Annotated in this window: 16 protein-coding genes and 6 pseudogenes; 13 read left to right on the forward strand and 9 right to left on the reverse strand. The window is 60.8% G+C overall.

The window, feature by feature from the left end; genetic code table 11:
- Positions 1–257 (forward strand): annotated as a pseudogene (locus tag AC3WL8_RS36860) (hypothetical protein); the annotation flags it as partial.
- Between the two features lie 18 nt (positions 258–275).
- Here the strand turns inward: AC3WL8_RS36860 and AC3WL8_RS36865 are convergent.
- Entirely contained in the window at positions 276–539 is a 264-nt protein-coding gene (locus AC3WL8_RS36865) for a TauD/TfdA dioxygenase family protein (protein WP_492379963.1), read from the reverse strand.
- A gap of 127 nt (positions 540–666) precedes the next feature.
- Positions 667–1,587 carry a mandelate racemase/muconate lactonizing enzyme family protein gene (locus AC3WL8_RS36870; protein WP_492379987.1) on the reverse strand — a complete coding sequence of 307 codons (921 nt, stop codon included), beginning with the start codon at positions 1,585–1,587 and terminating at the stop codon, positions 667–669.
- Positions 1,588–1,673: 86 nt separating this feature from the next.
- Here AC3WL8_RS36870 and AC3WL8_RS36875 point away from each other — a divergent pair, with 86 nt between their 5' ends.
- Together AC3WL8_RS36875 and AC3WL8_RS36880 are read left to right on the forward strand one after the other, a co-directional pair.
- A complete protein-coding gene (locus AC3WL8_RS36875; RefSeq protein WP_492379964.1) occupies positions 1,674–2,756 on the forward strand; it encodes an IS630 family transposase in 1,083 nt (360 codons plus the stop codon).
- 12 nt (positions 2,757–2,768) lie between these two features.
- Complete coding sequence (locus tag AC3WL8_RS36880) at positions 2,769–3,068, forward strand: hypothetical protein (protein WP_492379965.1); 300 nt, start codon at positions 2,769–2,771, stop codon at positions 3,066–3,068.
- On the opposite strand, the gene AC3WL8_RS36885 is transcribed toward AC3WL8_RS36880, so the two are convergent.
- From AC3WL8_RS36885 to dctP, 4 genes are all read right to left on the reverse strand, one after another.
- On the reverse strand, positions 3,065–3,241 hold the full coding sequence (locus AC3WL8_RS36885) for a hypothetical protein (RefSeq protein ID WP_492379966.1): 177 nt from the start codon (positions 3,239–3,241) through the stop codon (positions 3,065–3,067). The two genes, AC3WL8_RS36880 and AC3WL8_RS36885, sit on opposite strands and share 4 nt — an antisense overlap.
- Before the next feature lie 71 nt (positions 3,242–3,312).
- Positions 3,313–4,572 carry a TRAP transporter large permease gene (locus tag AC3WL8_RS36890; protein WP_492379967.1) on the reverse strand — a complete coding sequence of 420 codons (1,260 nt, stop codon included), beginning with the start codon at positions 4,570–4,572 and terminating at the stop codon, positions 3,313–3,315.
- A gap of 23 nt (positions 4,573–4,595) precedes the next feature.
- Entirely contained in the window at positions 4,596–5,204 is a 609-nt protein-coding gene (locus tag AC3WL8_RS36895; RefSeq protein ID WP_492379968.1) for a TRAP transporter small permease subunit, read from the reverse strand.
- Positions 5,205–5,209: 5 nt separating this feature from the next.
- Positions 5,210–6,235: a TRAP transporter substrate-binding protein DctP gene (gene dctP, locus AC3WL8_RS36900; RefSeq protein WP_492379969.1), complete on the reverse strand. Its 1,026-nt coding sequence runs from the start codon at positions 6,233–6,235 to the stop codon at positions 5,210–5,212.
- Between the two features lie 455 nt (positions 6,236–6,690).
- Here dctP and AC3WL8_RS36905 point away from each other — a divergent pair, with 455 nt between their 5' ends.
- The 8 genes and pseudogenes from AC3WL8_RS36905 (at position 6,691) to AC3WL8_RS36940 (ending at position 12,525) form a co-directional block, all read left to right on the forward strand.
- Complete coding sequence (locus AC3WL8_RS36905) at positions 6,691–7,314, forward strand: VOC family protein (protein WP_492379970.1); 624 nt, start codon at positions 6,691–6,693, stop codon at positions 7,312–7,314.
- A gap of 115 nt (positions 7,315–7,429) precedes the next feature.
- Positions 7,430–8,278 (forward strand): helix-turn-helix transcriptional regulator, encoded by an 849-nt coding sequence (locus AC3WL8_RS36910; protein ID WP_492379971.1) that lies wholly within the window; start codon positions 7,430–7,432, stop codon positions 8,276–8,278.
- A 104-nt stretch (positions 8,279–8,382) separates the two neighbouring features.
- A pseudogene (locus tag AC3WL8_RS36915) lies at positions 8,383–8,987 on the forward strand (IS630 family transposase); the annotation flags it as partial.
- Positions 8,988–9,427: 440 nt separating this feature from the next.
- Positions 9,428–9,979 (forward strand): nuclear transport factor 2 family protein, encoded by a 552-nt coding sequence (locus tag AC3WL8_RS36920; protein WP_492379972.1) that lies wholly within the window; start codon positions 9,428–9,430, stop codon positions 9,977–9,979.
- A gap of 355 nt (positions 9,980–10,334) precedes the next feature.
- Positions 10,335–10,883: a transposase family protein gene (locus AC3WL8_RS36925; protein WP_492379973.1), complete on the forward strand. Its 549-nt coding sequence runs from the start codon at positions 10,335–10,337 to the stop codon at positions 10,881–10,883.
- Positions 10,884–10,893: 10 nt separating this feature from the next.
- Positions 10,894–11,118, forward strand: a pseudogene (locus tag AC3WL8_RS36930) (transposase); the annotation flags it as partial.
- Positions 11,119–11,408: 290 nt separating this feature from the next.
- Entirely contained in the window at positions 11,409–11,984 is a 576-nt protein-coding gene (locus AC3WL8_RS36935) for a hypothetical protein (RefSeq protein ID WP_492379988.1), read from the forward strand.
- Positions 11,985–12,048: 64 nt separating this feature from the next.
- Entirely contained in the window at positions 12,049–12,525 is a 477-nt protein-coding gene (locus AC3WL8_RS36940) for an ISL3 family transposase (RefSeq protein ID WP_492379974.1), read from the forward strand.
- Between the two features lie 118 nt (positions 12,526–12,643).
- Here the strand turns inward: AC3WL8_RS36940 and AC3WL8_RS36945 are convergent.
- Both AC3WL8_RS36945 and AC3WL8_RS36950 read right to left on the reverse strand, forming a co-directional pair.
- Positions 12,644–13,108, reverse strand: a pseudogene (locus AC3WL8_RS36945) (ISL3 family transposase); the annotation flags it as partial.
- A 169-nt stretch (positions 13,109–13,277) separates the two neighbouring features.
- Positions 13,278–13,907, reverse strand: a complete 630-nt coding sequence (locus AC3WL8_RS36950) for a hypothetical protein (RefSeq protein ID WP_492379975.1) — start codon at positions 13,905–13,907, stop codon at positions 13,278–13,280.
- A 686-nt stretch (positions 13,908–14,593) separates the two neighbouring features.
- On the opposite strand from AC3WL8_RS36950, the pseudogene AC3WL8_RS36955 reads away from it, so the two are divergent.
- Positions 14,594–14,773 (forward strand): annotated as a pseudogene (locus AC3WL8_RS36955) (IS5/IS1182 family transposase); the annotation flags it as partial.
- 39 nt (positions 14,774–14,812) lie between these two features.
- Here the strand turns inward: AC3WL8_RS36955 and AC3WL8_RS36960 are convergent.
- A pseudogene (locus tag AC3WL8_RS36960) lies at positions 14,813–15,558 on the reverse strand (IS5 family transposase).
- Positions 15,559–15,634: 76 nt separating this feature from the next.
- Here AC3WL8_RS36960 and AC3WL8_RS36965 point away from each other — a divergent pair.
- Entirely contained in the window at positions 15,635–15,799 is a 165-nt protein-coding gene (locus AC3WL8_RS36965; RefSeq protein ID WP_492379976.1) for a hypothetical protein, read from the forward strand.
- Positions 15,800–15,814: the final 15 nt, after the last annotated feature.

Consider the following 15,814-nt stretch of genomic DNA (forward strand, 5'->3'; position numbering starts at 1 on the left):
TGAGCTACGAGTTGCGACGCCTGCGCCTGCATGGCCTGATCGAGCGAGTGCCTAAGACCCACCGCTACCACCTCACGAACCTGGGGTTGCGCACGGCCCTGTTCTATACACGCGTCTACTCGCGCATCTTGCGGCCCGGCCTCGCATTGGTTAGCCCTCAAGCGCCTGCGGCCTCGCCAGCGGCTTTGCAACGCAGCTTCCGCACCGCCGAACAGGCCGTCAAAACCTGGTGCGATCAGGTCAAAATCGCCGCGTAGAAAAACTTGGCTCAATCACTACGCAATCAATTCAGTCAAGGAATCTAGGGGGTTCGTTGCCGACGCAAAGGCGCGCTCAACAGGGGGAACCACCGGGCCGAGTGCCTTGCTGAAGGCCACCTGCTGCGCCTCGCTGACCGCCTTGCCGCGGAACAGGAGAAGGAAGTACTGGTCACTGAGGTCAAGAATCTCTCTGGCTTGATCCTCCGTAATCTCGCGGGAAAAGTCGAAGTTCAGGACCTCGGCGCCAAAGCGTTCGTGAAGTGGTCTGACTTGAAGCATAGGAATGTCTCCTGTTCGTTCTGAGTTTGGTTTAGGGCTGGTACGCGAAGGCTGTTCGTCAACGGTATCCTGCAGCCGGACGCGGTGAAGTCCCTTTTGAGGGGGACCCGCCCGCGAAGCGCCGTTGTCATCGGACTCTGTAGCGCTCGAGCTTGTCCCGATCGATAACGATGCCAAGGCCCGGGGATTCAGGGTGCGCCATGCGTCCGCCACTGATGCGCAGCGGCTCTGCAAGTACGTCGTCCGTGTAGTGCAGATTGAAGCTCAGTTCGGTCGCGCGCTGGTGGGTCGCACGGTGGGCTGCCGCGAAATGCCAGCCAGCAATCAAGCCCACGCCGGAGTCGGCATGTGATGCGACCACACAACCGGCACGTGCCGCTGCCGCGATGGCGAGCAACTGCCCGGACTGGCGGAATCCAGTCCGGGCCGTCTTGATCGACACCATGTGAACTGCTCCATCAGCCAATTCCCTTGCCACCTCCTCCGGCGTGCGGCAGCTTTCGTCGCCAAGGATCGGCACGGGCGCCACAGCAGCAAGGCGAGCCCGCCCTGCACGGTCATGAACCGAGCAGGGTTCCTCAATCCATGCCACGCAGCATTCGGCAGCAACTTTCATCAGCCTCAATCCGTCTTGCATGGTGAGGGCCTGGTTCCCGTCGATATTCAATTCAATGTCGGGCAGTTTCCGGCGCACATACAGAAGCGTCCGTTCGTCCTGGGCCGGGTCGACGCCGACCTTCAGCTTGAAGGCATCGATACCATATCGATCGCGGATCTCGCTGATTTCCTCCACGAGCTGATCCGGCCCTCCCGCGCCACATATGTAGGCCATGCGCAACGAGTCCCCCCAGCCCCCCATGAGCCTGCGGCATGAAACACCAGCCGCCTGCCCGATAATGTCATGCAAGGCAATGTCGATCGCGGCCTTCGCAGCGTTATTGTGCTCGACCAGCGACAAGACCGACCAAGCTCGCTCGAGCGAGAACGGGTCCATTCCAACTAGGCCCGGGGCGAACCAGCGCTCAATCGCATAAATGATGCTCGCCAGCGATTCCCCGTAGAACCCCGCCCAGGGCCTAGTACAACATCCCGTAAATAGGTTGAATAATTAATCGCCTCGGATATCATGGCGGGATGAGCCGAGGCCGCCAAGCAACGCCAGTGAAGCTGGCGAAGAAAGAACAACAGGAATTGTTATCACTGATCGAACGCAAGACGGCTGCGCAGCGAGATATCATGCGCGCACGAATCGCGTTGTGGGCCCACGAGGGCCACTCCAATACCGTCATTGCGCGGGAATTGGATGTATCGGTACAAACGGTCTGCCTGTGGCGTAAGCGCATTGCCAAGCACGGTGCCCAAGGCATTCGCGAGGGCGAGCGTAGTGGCCGTCCGCCACGCATCACGCACGAGGCGCGGCTACAGTTGATCGCGCTGGCGTGTGAAACGCAGGAACCTGAGGGACGGGTTACGCCTACGCTCGACGAGATTGTGGCCCGCGCCGTGGAGCGCGGTGTCGTCGGGCAGATCAGCCGCAGCCAGGTGCAGCGCATTCTGCAGGCCGGCGACGTGCGTCCGCACCGGGTCCAGCAATGGCTACACAGCCCGGATCCGGCCTTTCGCGAGAAGGTCAACGGAATTTGCAAGCTGTACCGTAAGGCGCCTCGCAACGCGGTGGTGCTCAGTATCGACGAGAAAACCGGAATTCAGGCCATCGAGCGCAAGTACCCGGGACGCGCGCCCGTGCCGGGGCGGCTGCGTCGTCGTGAGTTTGAATACATTCGTCACGGCACGCAGGCGTTGATTGCTGCGCTGGACGTCCATACCGGACAGGTGCTGGCAGAATGCCGCGACCGGCGCACCCAGGATGATCTGGTCGCCTTCATGGAGCGCGTCGCAAGCGCGTACCCGGACAAGCAGGTGCACGTGGTGTGGGATAACCTCAACACGCATCGCGCCGAAGCCGTCTGGCAGGCGTTCAACGCGCGGCACGATGGGCGGATTCACTTCCACTTCACGCCGTTGCACGCGAGTTGGGTCAATCAGATCGAGCTCTGGTTTGCCTGCTACACGCGCCGAGTGCTGCGCCATGCGAGCCATACCAGCATCGCGCACCTGTGCGAACGCACCGAGCAGTTTGTCGGCGCGCACAATCAGGTGGCCCGCCCGTTCAAATGGAGCTTCCGGGGCTATCCACTGCAAACCGGCGCATCGTAATCGAGAATCGACATGCCAGCCTTACCCGCCAAACACTACGCTGCCGAATTGCAGCGGCAACTGCGCAGCTTGCTCGGCCACGAGCAGATCATCACGCAAGCCTACGGACGTCACCTGCTGATCAAACGTCTGGACGACGAGGAGCCGAGCGTGGTGGCTCGACTGACCGAGCTCGGCCGCCAACGCTATGGAGCCGCCTTTCGTACCCACAGTGGGCGTTGGGAGCCACTGCCTGGCACCGGCACACTCGACGAGATGGCCCAGTTGATCGTCACGCTCCTGGAGCCCTATTTACAGCCCAATAATTATTAAAGGTATTTGCGGGATGTTGTACTAGACGGGGCTTCGGCCACACCGACGATACCCGCATCGGTGTGTACTTCAACCAGCACGTGCTCGGTTACCGTCATCGTTGCCAGGGCGAAGTGCAATGGCTTGCGCAGTGGCACGGCGAACGGCGTGCAGACAATGTTAGTGATCTTCATTATCTCTTCCCGGTTTGAATGGGCAACTGCCCGCCCCCTCGGATGTGGGTTACGGATTGCGCCAACTTCTCCTACTTCATCTGTTGCGGCAGCCACAACGTAAGTTGCGGGAACGCCGTCAGCACTGCGATGACGACAAGGTGCGCAAGAAAGTGTGGCCAGGTTCCACGGAAAACCTCGCCGACTGGCCGCTTGGCATACTTGGCAACGATGAAGCAATTGAGTCCGAGCGGCGGTGTAATCATTCCCACCTCGGCGGTCACTACCTTGATGATGCCAAACCAGACCGGGTCGAAGCCCAGGGCCTTGATCACTGGAATTACCACCGGCACGGTCAGCACCAAGATGGCAACCTGGTCCATGAAGCAGCCAAGAACGATATATCCAAGCAGCAACATCACGATGACGAACCAGCGGTTGACCGGCAGGGACGCGGTCCAGCTCACCAGATCCTGCGTCACTTGCGTCACGGCGAAGAAATAGGTGAACAGGGACGCGCCCATGATAATCATGAAGATCATGCAGGTGCCGGCCAGCGACCGGCTAAGCGCAGTGCGCAGCCCCGGCATGGTCAAGCGCCGCCTTTGCGCAACCAGCAGCATGCCGCCCAAGGCCCCGACTGCTGAGGCCTCCGTGACCGAACCGATGCCCATGTAGATGCTACCGGTAACCAGCCCGAACAGAAAAAGCACCGGTATGGTGACCTTGAGCTTCCGGAGCTTGACCGAGAAAGGCACCGCCTCGCCGCGGGGCGCGCGTGAAGGTTCTTGCCAGACCAGGAACAGGATGGTGGCAACAATGGTTAGCGTCACCAGCAAGGCCGGCACCAGGCAGGCGATCAGAAGCTTGCCGATGCTGACTTCAGCGATCAGACCGAAGAGGATCAGCGCTACCGACGGGGGTACCAGCATCGCGATGGTCCCCGAGATGGCGACTACGCCTGACGCCAGTTTGGGCTCGTAGCCTTGCCGGATCATCGCGGGCAATGTGGTCGAGGAAAGTGTCGCCGCGGAAGCAGTGCTCGTGCCGCAGATCGCACCAAACGCAGCACCTGCAAACGTAGTCGCGATGGCGAGGCCGGCAGGCAGCCGACCTACCCAAGCCCGCAAGGCTTCGAAGATCTCGTCGGCGACGCCACTCAGCAGGATGAACTCCGCCATGAGCAGGAACATCGGGATGGTAAGAAGCTCATACGTACTGACCGCGCTCAGCGGAGCGGTGGACAGCACACCCTTCAATGCGGTCCAGCCCACGCTCTGAAACAGTCCGGCTATGCCGGTCACACCCATTGCCACCCCCACCGGAACGGCAACGGCAATCAGGGCCAGCATTGGGAATACAAGCATAGCAGGAGTCATTCGAACACCTCATGGGCAACGGGAGCAACAAGTGGATGCAGCGCCGGTGCGAAACCAAGCATCGCCGCGAACTGCAATACGGACATCAGTGCCAGGCGCAGACCGGCGACCAAACAACCGGCACAGCAGAGCGCAAACGTCGGCCATACCGGCCAGTCGAATACGCCCGGATTGACTTCGCGACTGGCGACCACCTCCTGCAATTGTTGAACACTTACCACAAGGATGAGTCCGAAAAGCAAGACGCCCAGCAAACTGCCCAGCAATCCGGACGCCTGTCGCAGCCGCATTGGCGCATGGCTCACCAGCAGATCAACGACTACATGACCGCGCCTGGCGATCGACACGCCGAGGCCGAAGAAAAAGATGGCCGGCAGCACGTAAAGCTGCAAACTCTCGGTGGCCCAGCGGACTGGCGCATGAAACGCATAGCGCCCTAACGTATCTGCGCTAATCAATAGCATTGCAAACAGTAAGGCTAGAAAGGCAATCAATTCAAACAGGTGCTCGAGTCGCTGCTGCCATGCATGCGCTGCTAACAACGACCGCTCGAACGCGCTCGGTGGATGGTTGGCAGGCTCCCCTACCATCTGGATGGTGCCCATGTTTCTCATTTCGCAGCAGTCATGGAGGATTGGATGACAGCAAGGGCCTCCGTCCCCTTCTTGTTGTGCCGGCTCATGCCGTCCACCCACTGCCTCGCGGTCTCGTCAGCGGCTTTCTTGAAAGCCTCCAGTTCGGTGGCATCGAATACCTTTACCTTGACGCCGTCCTTCCGGAATCGCTTAAATACGGTGACAAAGCCGTCATCGACAGCCTGGCAGCCGCGCTTGGCCGCCTTTTCCGATGCGGCATCGATTGCGGCCCGTGTGGCAGCATCAAGGCTGTTCCAGGTTTGCATGTTGATGCCGTAGAGTGTCACCAGTTGCCCGAACTTGCCGTTTTCGGTCGCGAATTTGGTGAGCGATACCATGTCATAGACATAGATCGACTCAGGATTCATGACGACGGAATCGACGGAGCCGCGCTGCAACGCTTGGTAGGCCTCGGCGCCGCTCGATAGCCTTTGCGCCACGGCGCCCTCCTTGTTCAGCATCACTTCCGTGGCCCTCATCGGGGCCATAATCTTTTCCCCTTTGACGCCAGCTAGCGAGTCAACGGCCTTGCCGCGCGAAAACAACTGCAAATCACGGAAGACGACGGCGTATAGCAGGTGGATGCCATTCGCTTTGAATTCTTCGGCGAGCGGAGCGGTCTTGGCCGCCTTCATATAGGCCATCGTGCCCTGACACGACGTTTCGAAGAGGCCTGGCAGCTCGGCGACGCCCGAGAGTTCGAGCTTGTCGCCGGCCATGGATGGGTTAATGTTGGCGATCTGCGCGACCCCCGTCTGGACAAGACGCATCGAGTCCGTGGACTTCCCAAGCTGTTGGGAAGGATAGTGCTCGAAGGCAATCTTACCGTTGGTCGCCGCGGTGATCTCCTGCATCCACGGCTTCAGTGCCTTCTCGGTGAGATAGTGGCTGCTGGCCATGTAGTCGGCGATCTTCAGCTTGATCGTGTCTTGGGCATGGGCCAGCGGACTCACAGCTAGCGAGCCCATGACAGTGACGAGTGCAGGAAGCAGCCGGGGCATGATGTGTCTCCAGTTTTTGTAGTGGTGTTTCCGGGATCGAACGTTGGCTGAACGCGGCGGCAGATGCTAGTTACCTACCCAGCAAGTCGCACCGCAGATGCCACACCCATCCGCCTTCCCTGCTCCAGAGATTGCGGGCTTTCGTCCCAGTGAATCCATAGTCATCGATCGCGACGCACCGGTCAGTCCCTTCACAAGGGGACTGATGTCAGCGCCCCAGATTGGGGCCGCGAAAAAGCGCAGGATTTATCATGCCGCGCGATCTGGCAGAGCGATACCAACTGAAAGCGCGAGCCGCTTGTTCGGCATCAGACGGCACCGACCCGGCCGGAGGTCTCTGCGTACCTCTGACAGGGGACAGACGACTGGTGCCGACGTCCTGACACTACGGTTCATCCGCAACCACCTTGTGGGAAGCCAATAGCTACCACGCGCAATTCTGGAGATCCTCTACCATGCAAGCCCCCGCCCCGAGCCCGTCGCGCCCGACTGGCGCCCGAATTAATCCCGGGCTCACACCAATGATGCTTAATCACGCCGCCTGGTTGACCCCAGACGTGGCCGCCACTGCCGACTTCTATACCCGCATTATGGGCATGGAACTAGCCAGTACCGTGTTTGATGACCATGTGCCATCCACGGGTGACCGGATTCCCTACTTCCACATCTTTTTCCGCATGGGCGATGGCTCGACGCTCGCATTCTTCGAGGCTCCGGGAGTCCCGGCGCCGGCCAAGGCGACGCACCCCGCACACGACATATTCAACCACGTCGCTCTGCAGGTGAAGGACCGTGCCGAGGTGATGAAATGGCATGCATGGCTCAGGGCAAATGACGTGGACGTGATCGGTCCGACCGATCACAAAGGACTCATCCTCTCGATTTACTTCCATGACCCAGCCGGCTTGCGGCTCGAGATCACAACACCGCTGGACGCGGAATGGAATCGCCACACCGAACAGGGCTACGCAGACCTCAAGCTTTGGCTCGACTGCAAGGAAACTGCCCGCGCCGAAGGTCGAGATGTCAATGTTGCGTTGATCGACATGATCAGGAGCGTACGCAATCGATACGACTGAGGGAGGGCCACGGGCGATTGCTAGGGTTAGCATGCATTTGCCGGCGTCGGAAATTGACCTACGATGCACGGAAGCTATGCCGGATAGCTGCTCTTTGCAGTGCTTTTGAACCACCATGCTGAATAATCAGGCGCATCGCTCCACCGCCCCCCCCTTCAATGTGCTGCCCACGGTGATCGAAGCCATTGGCAGCGATCGGTTTGGCGACGCGGTGATCGGCTTCCTTAATGAGGTGTGCGGCGCCGACCATTTTGCGGCATTCCGGATTGAAGATGGTGGCATTCATCAACTGACTTTCGGCAGCTCCGACTCAAGCCGGCCCTCGGGGGCGTTCGTGGACCGTTATGTCGGGGACTTCTGGCGCCGAGATCCTGCCATGGCGCAAGTTCAGGCGTCGCTACGGCAGCACGGTAAGAGCAACATCATTCACCTTGACTTGGCACACCGGATGTATGCAGACATCCGGCCAGTCCTATACCCGTATGTGTGTGACCGCCTGCTGATGTGCGGCCGCAAACAAGATAAGTCGTACAGCATCAGCATACTGCGCTCCGACCCGCATCTGGAGTTCGATGCCCAGTCGATCCAGCATGTTGCCGCCGTGGCGGACATGCTGCTTGCCATGCTAGCCAAGCATGCCGACGTGACCGCACAAAGGCCGAATGTGGCAGCGGCGCTCACATCGCTGGAGGAGATCGAGCAGTGCCTTGTCTCGAAGTGCGACCTACCGCGCCGTGAAATGGAAGTGTGCGCGCGCATCCTCTACGGAATGTCCTCGGTCGGCATCTCGCTGGATCTCGGGATCGGCGAAGAGAGCGTCAAGACCTATCGCAAACGCGCGTACCAGCGAATCCACATCGGAACGGAGCGCGAATTGCTGACCTGGTACTTGGCTCAGTGGAGCGCCTGGCACGGCTGCTATTATCAGCCGCTGACGAGCCCGCGTCGGATCGACGCTCACTGATGCGGAGCGAAGCGAAATTAACGCGCCAGCGTCGTCGTGGCCGGCGCAGTGCGTCAAGCTGATCCGCGCAGACCAAACAATTGCTCGGCCATGCCATTCAATCCGTCGACACTTATCCGGACTTCGAGATCAAGACTGAGGACGTGATTGGGCTGTATCTGAGCCCGCCAGCGCATGCAGTGGCGTTCTGCGTGGACGGGAAAAGCCGCCATTCAGGCCCAGGATCGCAATGTTGCCGCTGTCGCCTGGGCGCGCCGAAAGTCATGGCTTTGAATACAAGCGCAACGGCACGCTCAGTCTGTTTGCCGCACTCAATACCGACAAACGGGCAGGTAATCGGCAAGACCGCACCGCGCCATACCAGCGAGCAATTCGTCGCGTTCCTGACTGACGTTGTCGCCAGTCAGGGGCGGAGCAGGAAATCCACCTGATCTGCGACAACGTCAGCAGTCACAAGACGGACCTGGTACGTACCTTCCTCAGTGAGCATTGCAATGTCCGGTTGCACTACACGCCGCCTTATTCGTCCTGGCTCAATCAAGTGGAGAACTGGTTCGCGCGCATTCAGCGCGATGTCATCGCACGTGGGATCTCCGCCTCGGTGAAGGATCTGGCTTGCAAGCTCATGCGCTATATCCGTCAACACAACACGGATCCCAAGCCAATCAAATGGAAGCACGACGATCCATCGCGACGAATTCGTCCGGTGCCATATTCGACGTGGGTTCCAGCCGGATTCCGGAGTGACATACTTGTTTCACAGCTGCAGATCGGCAGCGAACGCGAGCTGATGCACTGGTACCTGGAGCAGTGGAGCGCCTGGCGCGGCTATCTTTACGCCGCCGCAGCGTGGGTAGCGGTGCATTGAAGCGCCACGACCAGAACGCGGCGCCTTGTTGAAGCGGCCCGTGATGAGCCCGAAGCCGTCTCCAGTGATCTCCGGATCCATTCGCCTCCCTCTTCAATGCACGCAAGGTGCGCGCACCACGCGGCTCTGCGGGCCAGCGAACCGGTCCCCCGATTGAGGGACTGTGCAAGGCTTCGGATCGGCGTACCTTCGACATGCGCCGCTCCCTTGTGGCTGCATCGAACAAGACCACCGGCGGAGACTGCTTCCGCCGTCCGGCCCACTCAAAGGAACACAACTCCATGCTTGAAGCATCCAACGTCACGACGTCCGTGGCAAGTCCAGGACAGGGCGGCCAAACCCAGGAAGAACGCCTGGCCCGCATCGAAGATCAACTGACGATCTACCAGGTGATTTCGGCCTACGGCCTGGCGGCCGATGCCAGCGCGATGGATGTGATCTGGAAACTCTGGCGCGAGGACTGTACCTACGAGAATGCGCTCGGATCCTTCCACGGCCATGCCGGATTGCAGAAGGCGTTCGACAGCGATTTCCACCACGGTCTCCTGGGCGGAGGCTCCGCCCACGCAAGCACACTGCCACATGTCGTCATCAATGGCGACCGCGCCATCGCGACGCAGCACTTCACCGTGTTCGCGCAGGAGGAGGATGGAGTGAAGATGGTGCGCCTGGCTGCCTCGCGCCTGTCGCTCGTACGCACGCCAGGCGTGGGGCTCGGCTGGCGCGTCGTTCGCCGGGTCAACCGCCACCTGGACGGGACCGCCCCAGCACGGGACTTGCTGGCCCGCGTCCTCGATGGCCCAGGACCTGGCGACTTCCCATCCGGGGATTAGTGTTCACGGGGCTGTGCTTGCCAGCCGTGAACTGTAGTAATTAATCTCGGTACTTATTGAGAGCGTGCAAATGTTGGGGAGGCCGATTTCGTTAGGCGCCCCAACTTTCCGCGAGCATGTCGCGGCTTTTTCGGTGCGGCGCCTGGTGCCAGTTCGGCGATGCTGGCCCGATGGATTGGCTGTGACGCGAGGCCGCGAGCTCGAGCGCCGAGATGCGATCAGGTGAGAGTTCCCCGTTCAAAGCCGCGACCCTGACCTGCCGTGAAGTGTAGTAGAGAGGGGTCTCCCGCACTTTGTGTGACGGCCGAGTCAAGGCCTTGATTTCCGGCCGGTTTGGTCTACGTTGATCGTTACCATGAGGCAAGTTCTCGGTGGGATCGATCGTATTCTCGCCCGTGTAGGCAAGCGTTTCGTCTCCAGCGAAGTGCAAGGGGAGACCATTACTTTCGAAGCCCGCAGCACAGTTCGCAGGGCACCGTGCCCGGCCTGCCATAGTTGGAGTCACCGACTCCACGGCCGCTATGTGCGCAAGCTGGAAGAACGTCCAATGCTCGAGCAGCGGGTCGTTCTCGCCATTGAGGTACGTCGCTTCAAGTGTATGAACGCCAACTGCCCTCGCCGTACGTTTGCCGAGAACATCCACGCCTTGGCCGATCGGTATCAACGTCGTACGCGATCGCAGGCTCGGGCGTTGCACGCGCTGGGCCACGCCCTCGGTGGTGAGGCAGCAGCCCGGCTTGCCGACGCCTTGGGCTTGCGCACCAGTGCCGACACCGTGCTGCGAGAATTGCGCAGAGTACCTGAGCGCAAGCGCAAACCACAACCGCGGGTCGTCTGCATCGATGACTGGGCGATAGCGCGGTCACCAGTGCGGAACGATCATCGTCGACTTGGAGCGACGTGAGCCGATCGAAGTGTTCGCCGGTAGGGACGCCATTACGGTGGCTGCGTGGATGCGTGCGCACCCATCGATCGAGATCGTCGCCAGGGACCGGGCCGGGGCCTATTCCGAAGCGGTCGACCTCGCGCTGCCGGCGGCCAAGCAAGTCTCGGATCGCTGGCATCTGCTGAGCAACCTGCGCGACAACGTCGAGCGGCTGCTATACCGACTCGGGCCACAACTGCGCCAAGCCGCCCAGCAAGTAAACGTCAGTAAGGTGACCCTGGGCCGGCAGGGTCTGCGCCGAAGCTCACAACGGTCATGGGAGCGTCTGAGCGCTCAGCGACGCGCCAAGCGGCTAGCGTTGTATAAGGAGGTGATGGCGCTGCGCGCCCAGGGCGGCACGATCAGAGGAATCGCGCGCGAACTCTCAATCAGCGCAGCAACCGTGCAGAAGTACGTCAAGGCCGGAGCATTCCCCGACGTGAACTGTAGTAATCGCGGGTCTTCCGCAATTTGTGTGACGATGGCGAATTCGCGTGGAGGACCTTGCCCTCGTCTTTCCCGAAGCGCGAACCATCACCGCGGGTCGTCGGCATCGATGACTGGGCGATCGCGCGCGGCCACCAGTACGGAACGATCATCGTCGACCTGGAGCGACGTGAGCCGATCGAAGTGTTCGCCGGTAGGGACGTCGCCAGGGACCGGGCCGGGGCCTACTCTGAGGCGGCCGACCTCGCGCTGCCGGCAGCCAAGCAAGTTTCGGATCGCTGGCATCTGCTGAGCAATTTGCGCGACAACGTCGAGAGGCTGCTTTACCGACTCGGGCCACAACTGCGCCAAGCCGCGCAGCAAATCGAGGTCGGTAGGGTGGCCCTGGGCCGGCGGGGCGGCGGGCTAAGCCGCTTCAACGCACTGAGGTCATGGCGGGTGATGGCGCTACGTGCCCAAGGTTGCACGATAAGAGGAATCGCGCGCGAATTCTCAATGAGCAGTGCAACCGTGCTGAAGTTCGTCCACGCGGGGGCATTCCCCGAGCGCGCGCCGAAGGCGCGGGGTCCGACGCCTTTGGATCGCTATCGCGACTATCGAGGAACGAGTCGCTCAGGGCTGTCGCTTTCCTGAGCTAATCTGGCAAGAACTCAAGCAGCGAGGCTATAAGGGCAGTCCCGCCACCGTGCAGAGTTGCGTGACCCGGCTTCTCTTTCCGCAGGGCAAGGCACCGCTTGTCCAAGTACCCGCGCGTACGATGCCGATTCCGTCGGCCCGGCGCGTGTTCGGATGGCTTGTTGGATGGAAGAACCTCGCCGTCGAGGAGCCAAAGAGCGCGGACCACGAGCGCTTCGTGCAGGCGCTGTGCAAGATCGAACCAGTGGTGGGCGAGGTCCGCAGCCTCGCGCGAGAGTTTCTTGGACTCATGCACCGGCGAAGGCTGCGGCAGTTCGATCGATGGTTGGGACGTCTGTCGTGCTGCGACGCTGCGGAAATGCGTCGATTCGCGCAGAGCCTGCGCGCCGACCTCCCGGCGGTGCGGGCCGCATTCAAGTTGCCATGGAGCAATGGCCAGACCGAGGGTCATGTCAACCGGCTCAAGCTTCTCAAGCGCCAAATGTATGGCCGCGCGAATATTGAGCTTCTGCGGCTGCGGGTGTTGAAGCCGAACTGAATGACAGGTCTGCTTGTATTGCTGGATTTGCGAGTCCGGCCGCCATCGCAGGGCGCGTGAGTTCGTGCGGCAGGGACGAGCTGACGGGCTCGCCCACGTTCTTCAATAAGAAGTATGGTGGTAGTGGTTTGTGCTCAGGTGCTCTGCGCAATTCCCGCAGCACGGTGTCGGCACTCGTGCGCAAGCCCAATAAGCCAGCAAGCCGGGCCGCCGCCTCACCACCGAGGGCGTGGCCCAGCGCGTGTAGCGCCCGAGCTTGCGATCGCGTACGACGTTGATACCGACCGGCCAAGGCGTGGATGTTCTCGGCAAACGTACGACGGGGACAATTGGCGTTCGTACATTTGAAGCGACGCACCTCAATAGCGAGAACGACCCGCTGCTCGAGCACCGGACGTTCTTCCAGTCTACGCACATAGCGGCCGTGGAGTCGGTGACTCCAACGATGGCAGGCAGGACAAGGTGCCGCGCGAACCGTACTGCAAGCTTCGACAGTAATGGTCTCCCCGCACGCGTCGCTAGAGACGAAGCGCTTGCCCACACGGGCGAGAATACGATCGATGCCACCGAGAACTTGCCTCATGGTAACGATCAACGTACGGCCAAACCGGCCGGAAATCAAGCCCTCGATTCGGCCGTCACACAAAGTGCGGGAGACCCGTAAAGGCAGTACGTTTACGTAGTAATGCTAGTACGCGCCGCGGGAAGCGCCCATTTCTTCTCTCACGACTAAAAATCTTCACTGCAGCAATTCACGCAGCAACGCGACAACTTGCCGGTCGGCCTTCATCGCAACAACGATCTGGCGGTTGCCGTTCGACGCACCCCACCCTTTCCGCCAGCTTCGTGAGGATCTCACGCGAATGCTCATGCTGTTCAACAACGTCAAAGCCGCTGAGCCAACGCACCACTCCGGTATGCGGATGCAGAGGTTTGCACCAAAGAGCGTTGGGATGCCGACAGCCGTTCCAGTGCATCGCGGCGAGCAGCCACGCCACAGCGTTGACCTGAGCGGCTGCCACCTTGATGGCGGGCTTGTTCGGATCGAAACATCGAACGGCGCGACGGATCATTATCCGTTGGCGACGCGGCACCTTTGCCCAGGCCCGGCGCAGCAATAATCTCGTCAAATGCTCGCTGTCCTGCAGCAACGCACTCGAGTCGCAGCCGGCCATCGCCTCGCAGGTCCAGCCGCCCGAGGCACGGGTCTGATAGCGCCCGCTGTCGGCGATAAACGCTCGGCGGCCCAGAATCTGGCGCCAGTAGCGGATGAGTTTATCGCGCTTGCTCGTTGGCGGTGGAAATGCCTCGCGTTCGCGCGGGATCGGCACATACTCGGGGTCGGGCTCAGCCAGCTCCAACACAAGGATCGGCAAGACCATGGCCTATACCTCCTGTCGTACTCTCTGTGACGCGGCGACGTACCCGGACTCTCGCCCTGCTCTCGGCCTGCGCTTGCCGTTGGGCGGCCCAACGCCTTGAAATGGTAGGTCTGCTTGGCGGACTAACACTTGCTCCTGCGCATCGCTTCCGGATTTCGACGCAAAGCTCGAGAAGCGGATGCGCGAGATGACGCTGTCGCGGCAGCCAATCGGTAAGCACGTCACTCACAATTTTCTCGACCGCCGCGGCTAGACGCCGATCCCCACCCTTGGGACCTGGGTCATGACGTATCAACGCGCTCGCCACAGGATTCGCGAGAAATAGCCGGCGCAAGCGGTAAATCGTAGACCTATGGACTCCCAGCAGTTCGCCAGCCTTCTTAGCTTGCTGACCCGAGAGGGGACCCGTCCCCAGCGGACGTAGGACCCTCACAATCGCCCATTCGCGCTCCGTTGCATTCATCTCCGTCATGTTCAGAACCGTGGTCTTACACACGCGAGACGATTTGCTGAGCGGACGTTGGACTCTCGCACTGCTCGCCGCCCCCGCCTTCCGATAGGCGGCCCAGCGTCGCGAAATAGTAGATCTGCTTGGCGGACAAACACTTGCCCCCGCGCATCTCTTCCGGATCTCGGCGCAGAGCTCAAGAAGCGGATGCGCGAGATGAGGCTGTCGCGGCAGCCAAGCCACGGGATACCACAAGCGCTCGCTGGCCGAGAACTTGATGTACCGGCTCAAGACGCTCACCGGACACAGCCTGTGGGCGCGCGAGAACGGCTCCCAGGCCACCGAGGTGTCCATCCGCGTGGGCGTGCTCAACCGCATGGTCGAGCTTGCACGCCCGCAGTCCGTCCGCATCGCCTGAGTTTTGCCACCCGTGGGAACTCATGTTTTTAAACTCGACTTATGCAACAACGCCGTGGAAGACTTCATGAATGTCGGGCCGACGTTCGAAGCGAATACGAAGACGGCGGAAGTTGTGAAGGCACACATGAGTACGATCGACAACCCAGCGGAATTTGCCCAGACCACTGCCGTGTTCGGTCCGGCGCCTGGCGATCACCGGTTTGATGCCGCGCTCGCGAAGCCGCTGACTGCGCAGATGACTTTGGGCTTCTGAAGCGACAGACCGCGCACGCCGCGAATTGGTGGGATCGCGTCAAAGAGCGGCAGCAATTGGGTGACGTCGTTGCGGTTCGCGCCGGTCAGGATTGCACTGATGGGGACGCCATTCGCATCGACGAGGATGTGATGCTTGGAACCAGGTCGCGAGCGATCCGTGGGGTTCGAACCAGTTTTTCGCCCGCCCCAACGGCTCGCACCGACGATGAATCGACGGCTGCTCGCGAGAAATCTAGTTCGCCGACCTCGCGTAACTTCGCCAGCAGTAGCTCGTGCAATCGCTACCACACACCGGCTTTCTGCCAGTCGCGCAAGCGTCTCCAGCAGGTGGGCCCCGAACCGAATCCCAACTTGGTCGACAGGTCGCACCAGCGTATCCCAGTCTTGAACACGAACAGGATGCCGTTCAGTGCAGCTCGGTTCGAAACCGGGCGTCGCCCCTGGGTATTTCCTGCGTCGCGGTTTCGCCGGCGGTAGCAAAGGTTCTATCAGTGCCCACAGCTCGTCATCAATGATCTGCGCGCTCATCCCCTCGGCTCCGGTTGTTCAGGCCAAGGTTATTAACCCGGCCCTTAAATACACTGGGCAGCATGAGCGGCTGCCGTTGCCACAACTCTCCGATGAGGCTGCCTACATGATCGAGTTCTTCCTCGAGGACTTCTACCTCTGGTTCAGTCGCACCTACGCCGCGCAGATCCGGCGCTACCGCGTACCCTGGTACAACGGTCCCACGCAGCCACCGCATCACACCGTCGACGATCCCTTCTGACACTACCCATGCCGG

Source organism: Cupriavidus sp. FW305-F7, assembly GCF_058782875.1.

What these genes read in the sequence shown, in the direction of transcription:
- AC3WL8_RS36865 (WP_492379963.1), bottom strand. Translation starts at nt 539, where the DNA reads ATGCTTCAAGTCAGACCACTTCACGAACGCTTTGGCGCCGAGGTCCTG.
- AC3WL8_RS36875 (WP_492379964.1), top strand. Translation starts at nt 1,674, where the DNA reads ATGAGCCGAGGCCGCCAAGCAACGCCAGTGAAGCTGGCGAAGAAAGAA.
- AC3WL8_RS36880 (WP_492379965.1), top strand. Translation starts at nt 2,769, where the DNA reads ATGCCAGCCTTACCCGCCAAACACTACGCTGCCGAATTGCAGCGGCAA.
- AC3WL8_RS36885 (WP_492379966.1), bottom strand. Translation starts at nt 3,241, where the DNA reads ATGAAGATCACTAACATTGTCTGCACGCCGTTCGCCGTGCCACTGCGC.
- AC3WL8_RS36890 (WP_492379967.1), bottom strand. Translation starts at nt 4,572, where the DNA reads ATGCTGGCCCTGATTGCCGTTGCCGTTCCGGTGGGGGTGGCAATGGGT.
- AC3WL8_RS36895 (WP_492379968.1), bottom strand. Translation starts at nt 5,204, where the DNA reads ATGGGCACCATCCAGATGGTAGGGGAGCCTGCCAACCATCCACCGAGC.
- dctP (WP_492379969.1), bottom strand. Translation starts at nt 6,235, where the DNA reads ATGCCCCGGCTGCTTCCTGCACTCGTCACTGTCATGGGCTCGCTAGCT.
- AC3WL8_RS36905 (WP_492379970.1), top strand. Translation starts at nt 6,691, where the DNA reads ATGCAAGCCCCCGCCCCGAGCCCGTCGCGCCCGACTGGCGCCCGAATT.
- AC3WL8_RS36910 (WP_492379971.1), top strand. Translation starts at nt 7,430, where the DNA reads ATGCTGAATAATCAGGCGCATCGCTCCACCGCCCCCCCCTTCAATGTG.
- AC3WL8_RS36920 (WP_492379972.1), top strand. Translation starts at nt 9,428, where the DNA reads ATGCTTGAAGCATCCAACGTCACGACGTCCGTGGCAAGTCCAGGACAG.
- AC3WL8_RS36925 (WP_492379973.1), top strand. Translation starts at nt 10,335, where the DNA reads ATGAGGCAAGTTCTCGGTGGGATCGATCGTATTCTCGCCCGTGTAGGC.
- AC3WL8_RS36950 (WP_492379975.1), bottom strand. Translation starts at nt 13,907, where the DNA reads ATGGTCTTGCCGATCCTTGTGTTGGAGCTGGCTGAGCCCGACCCCGAG.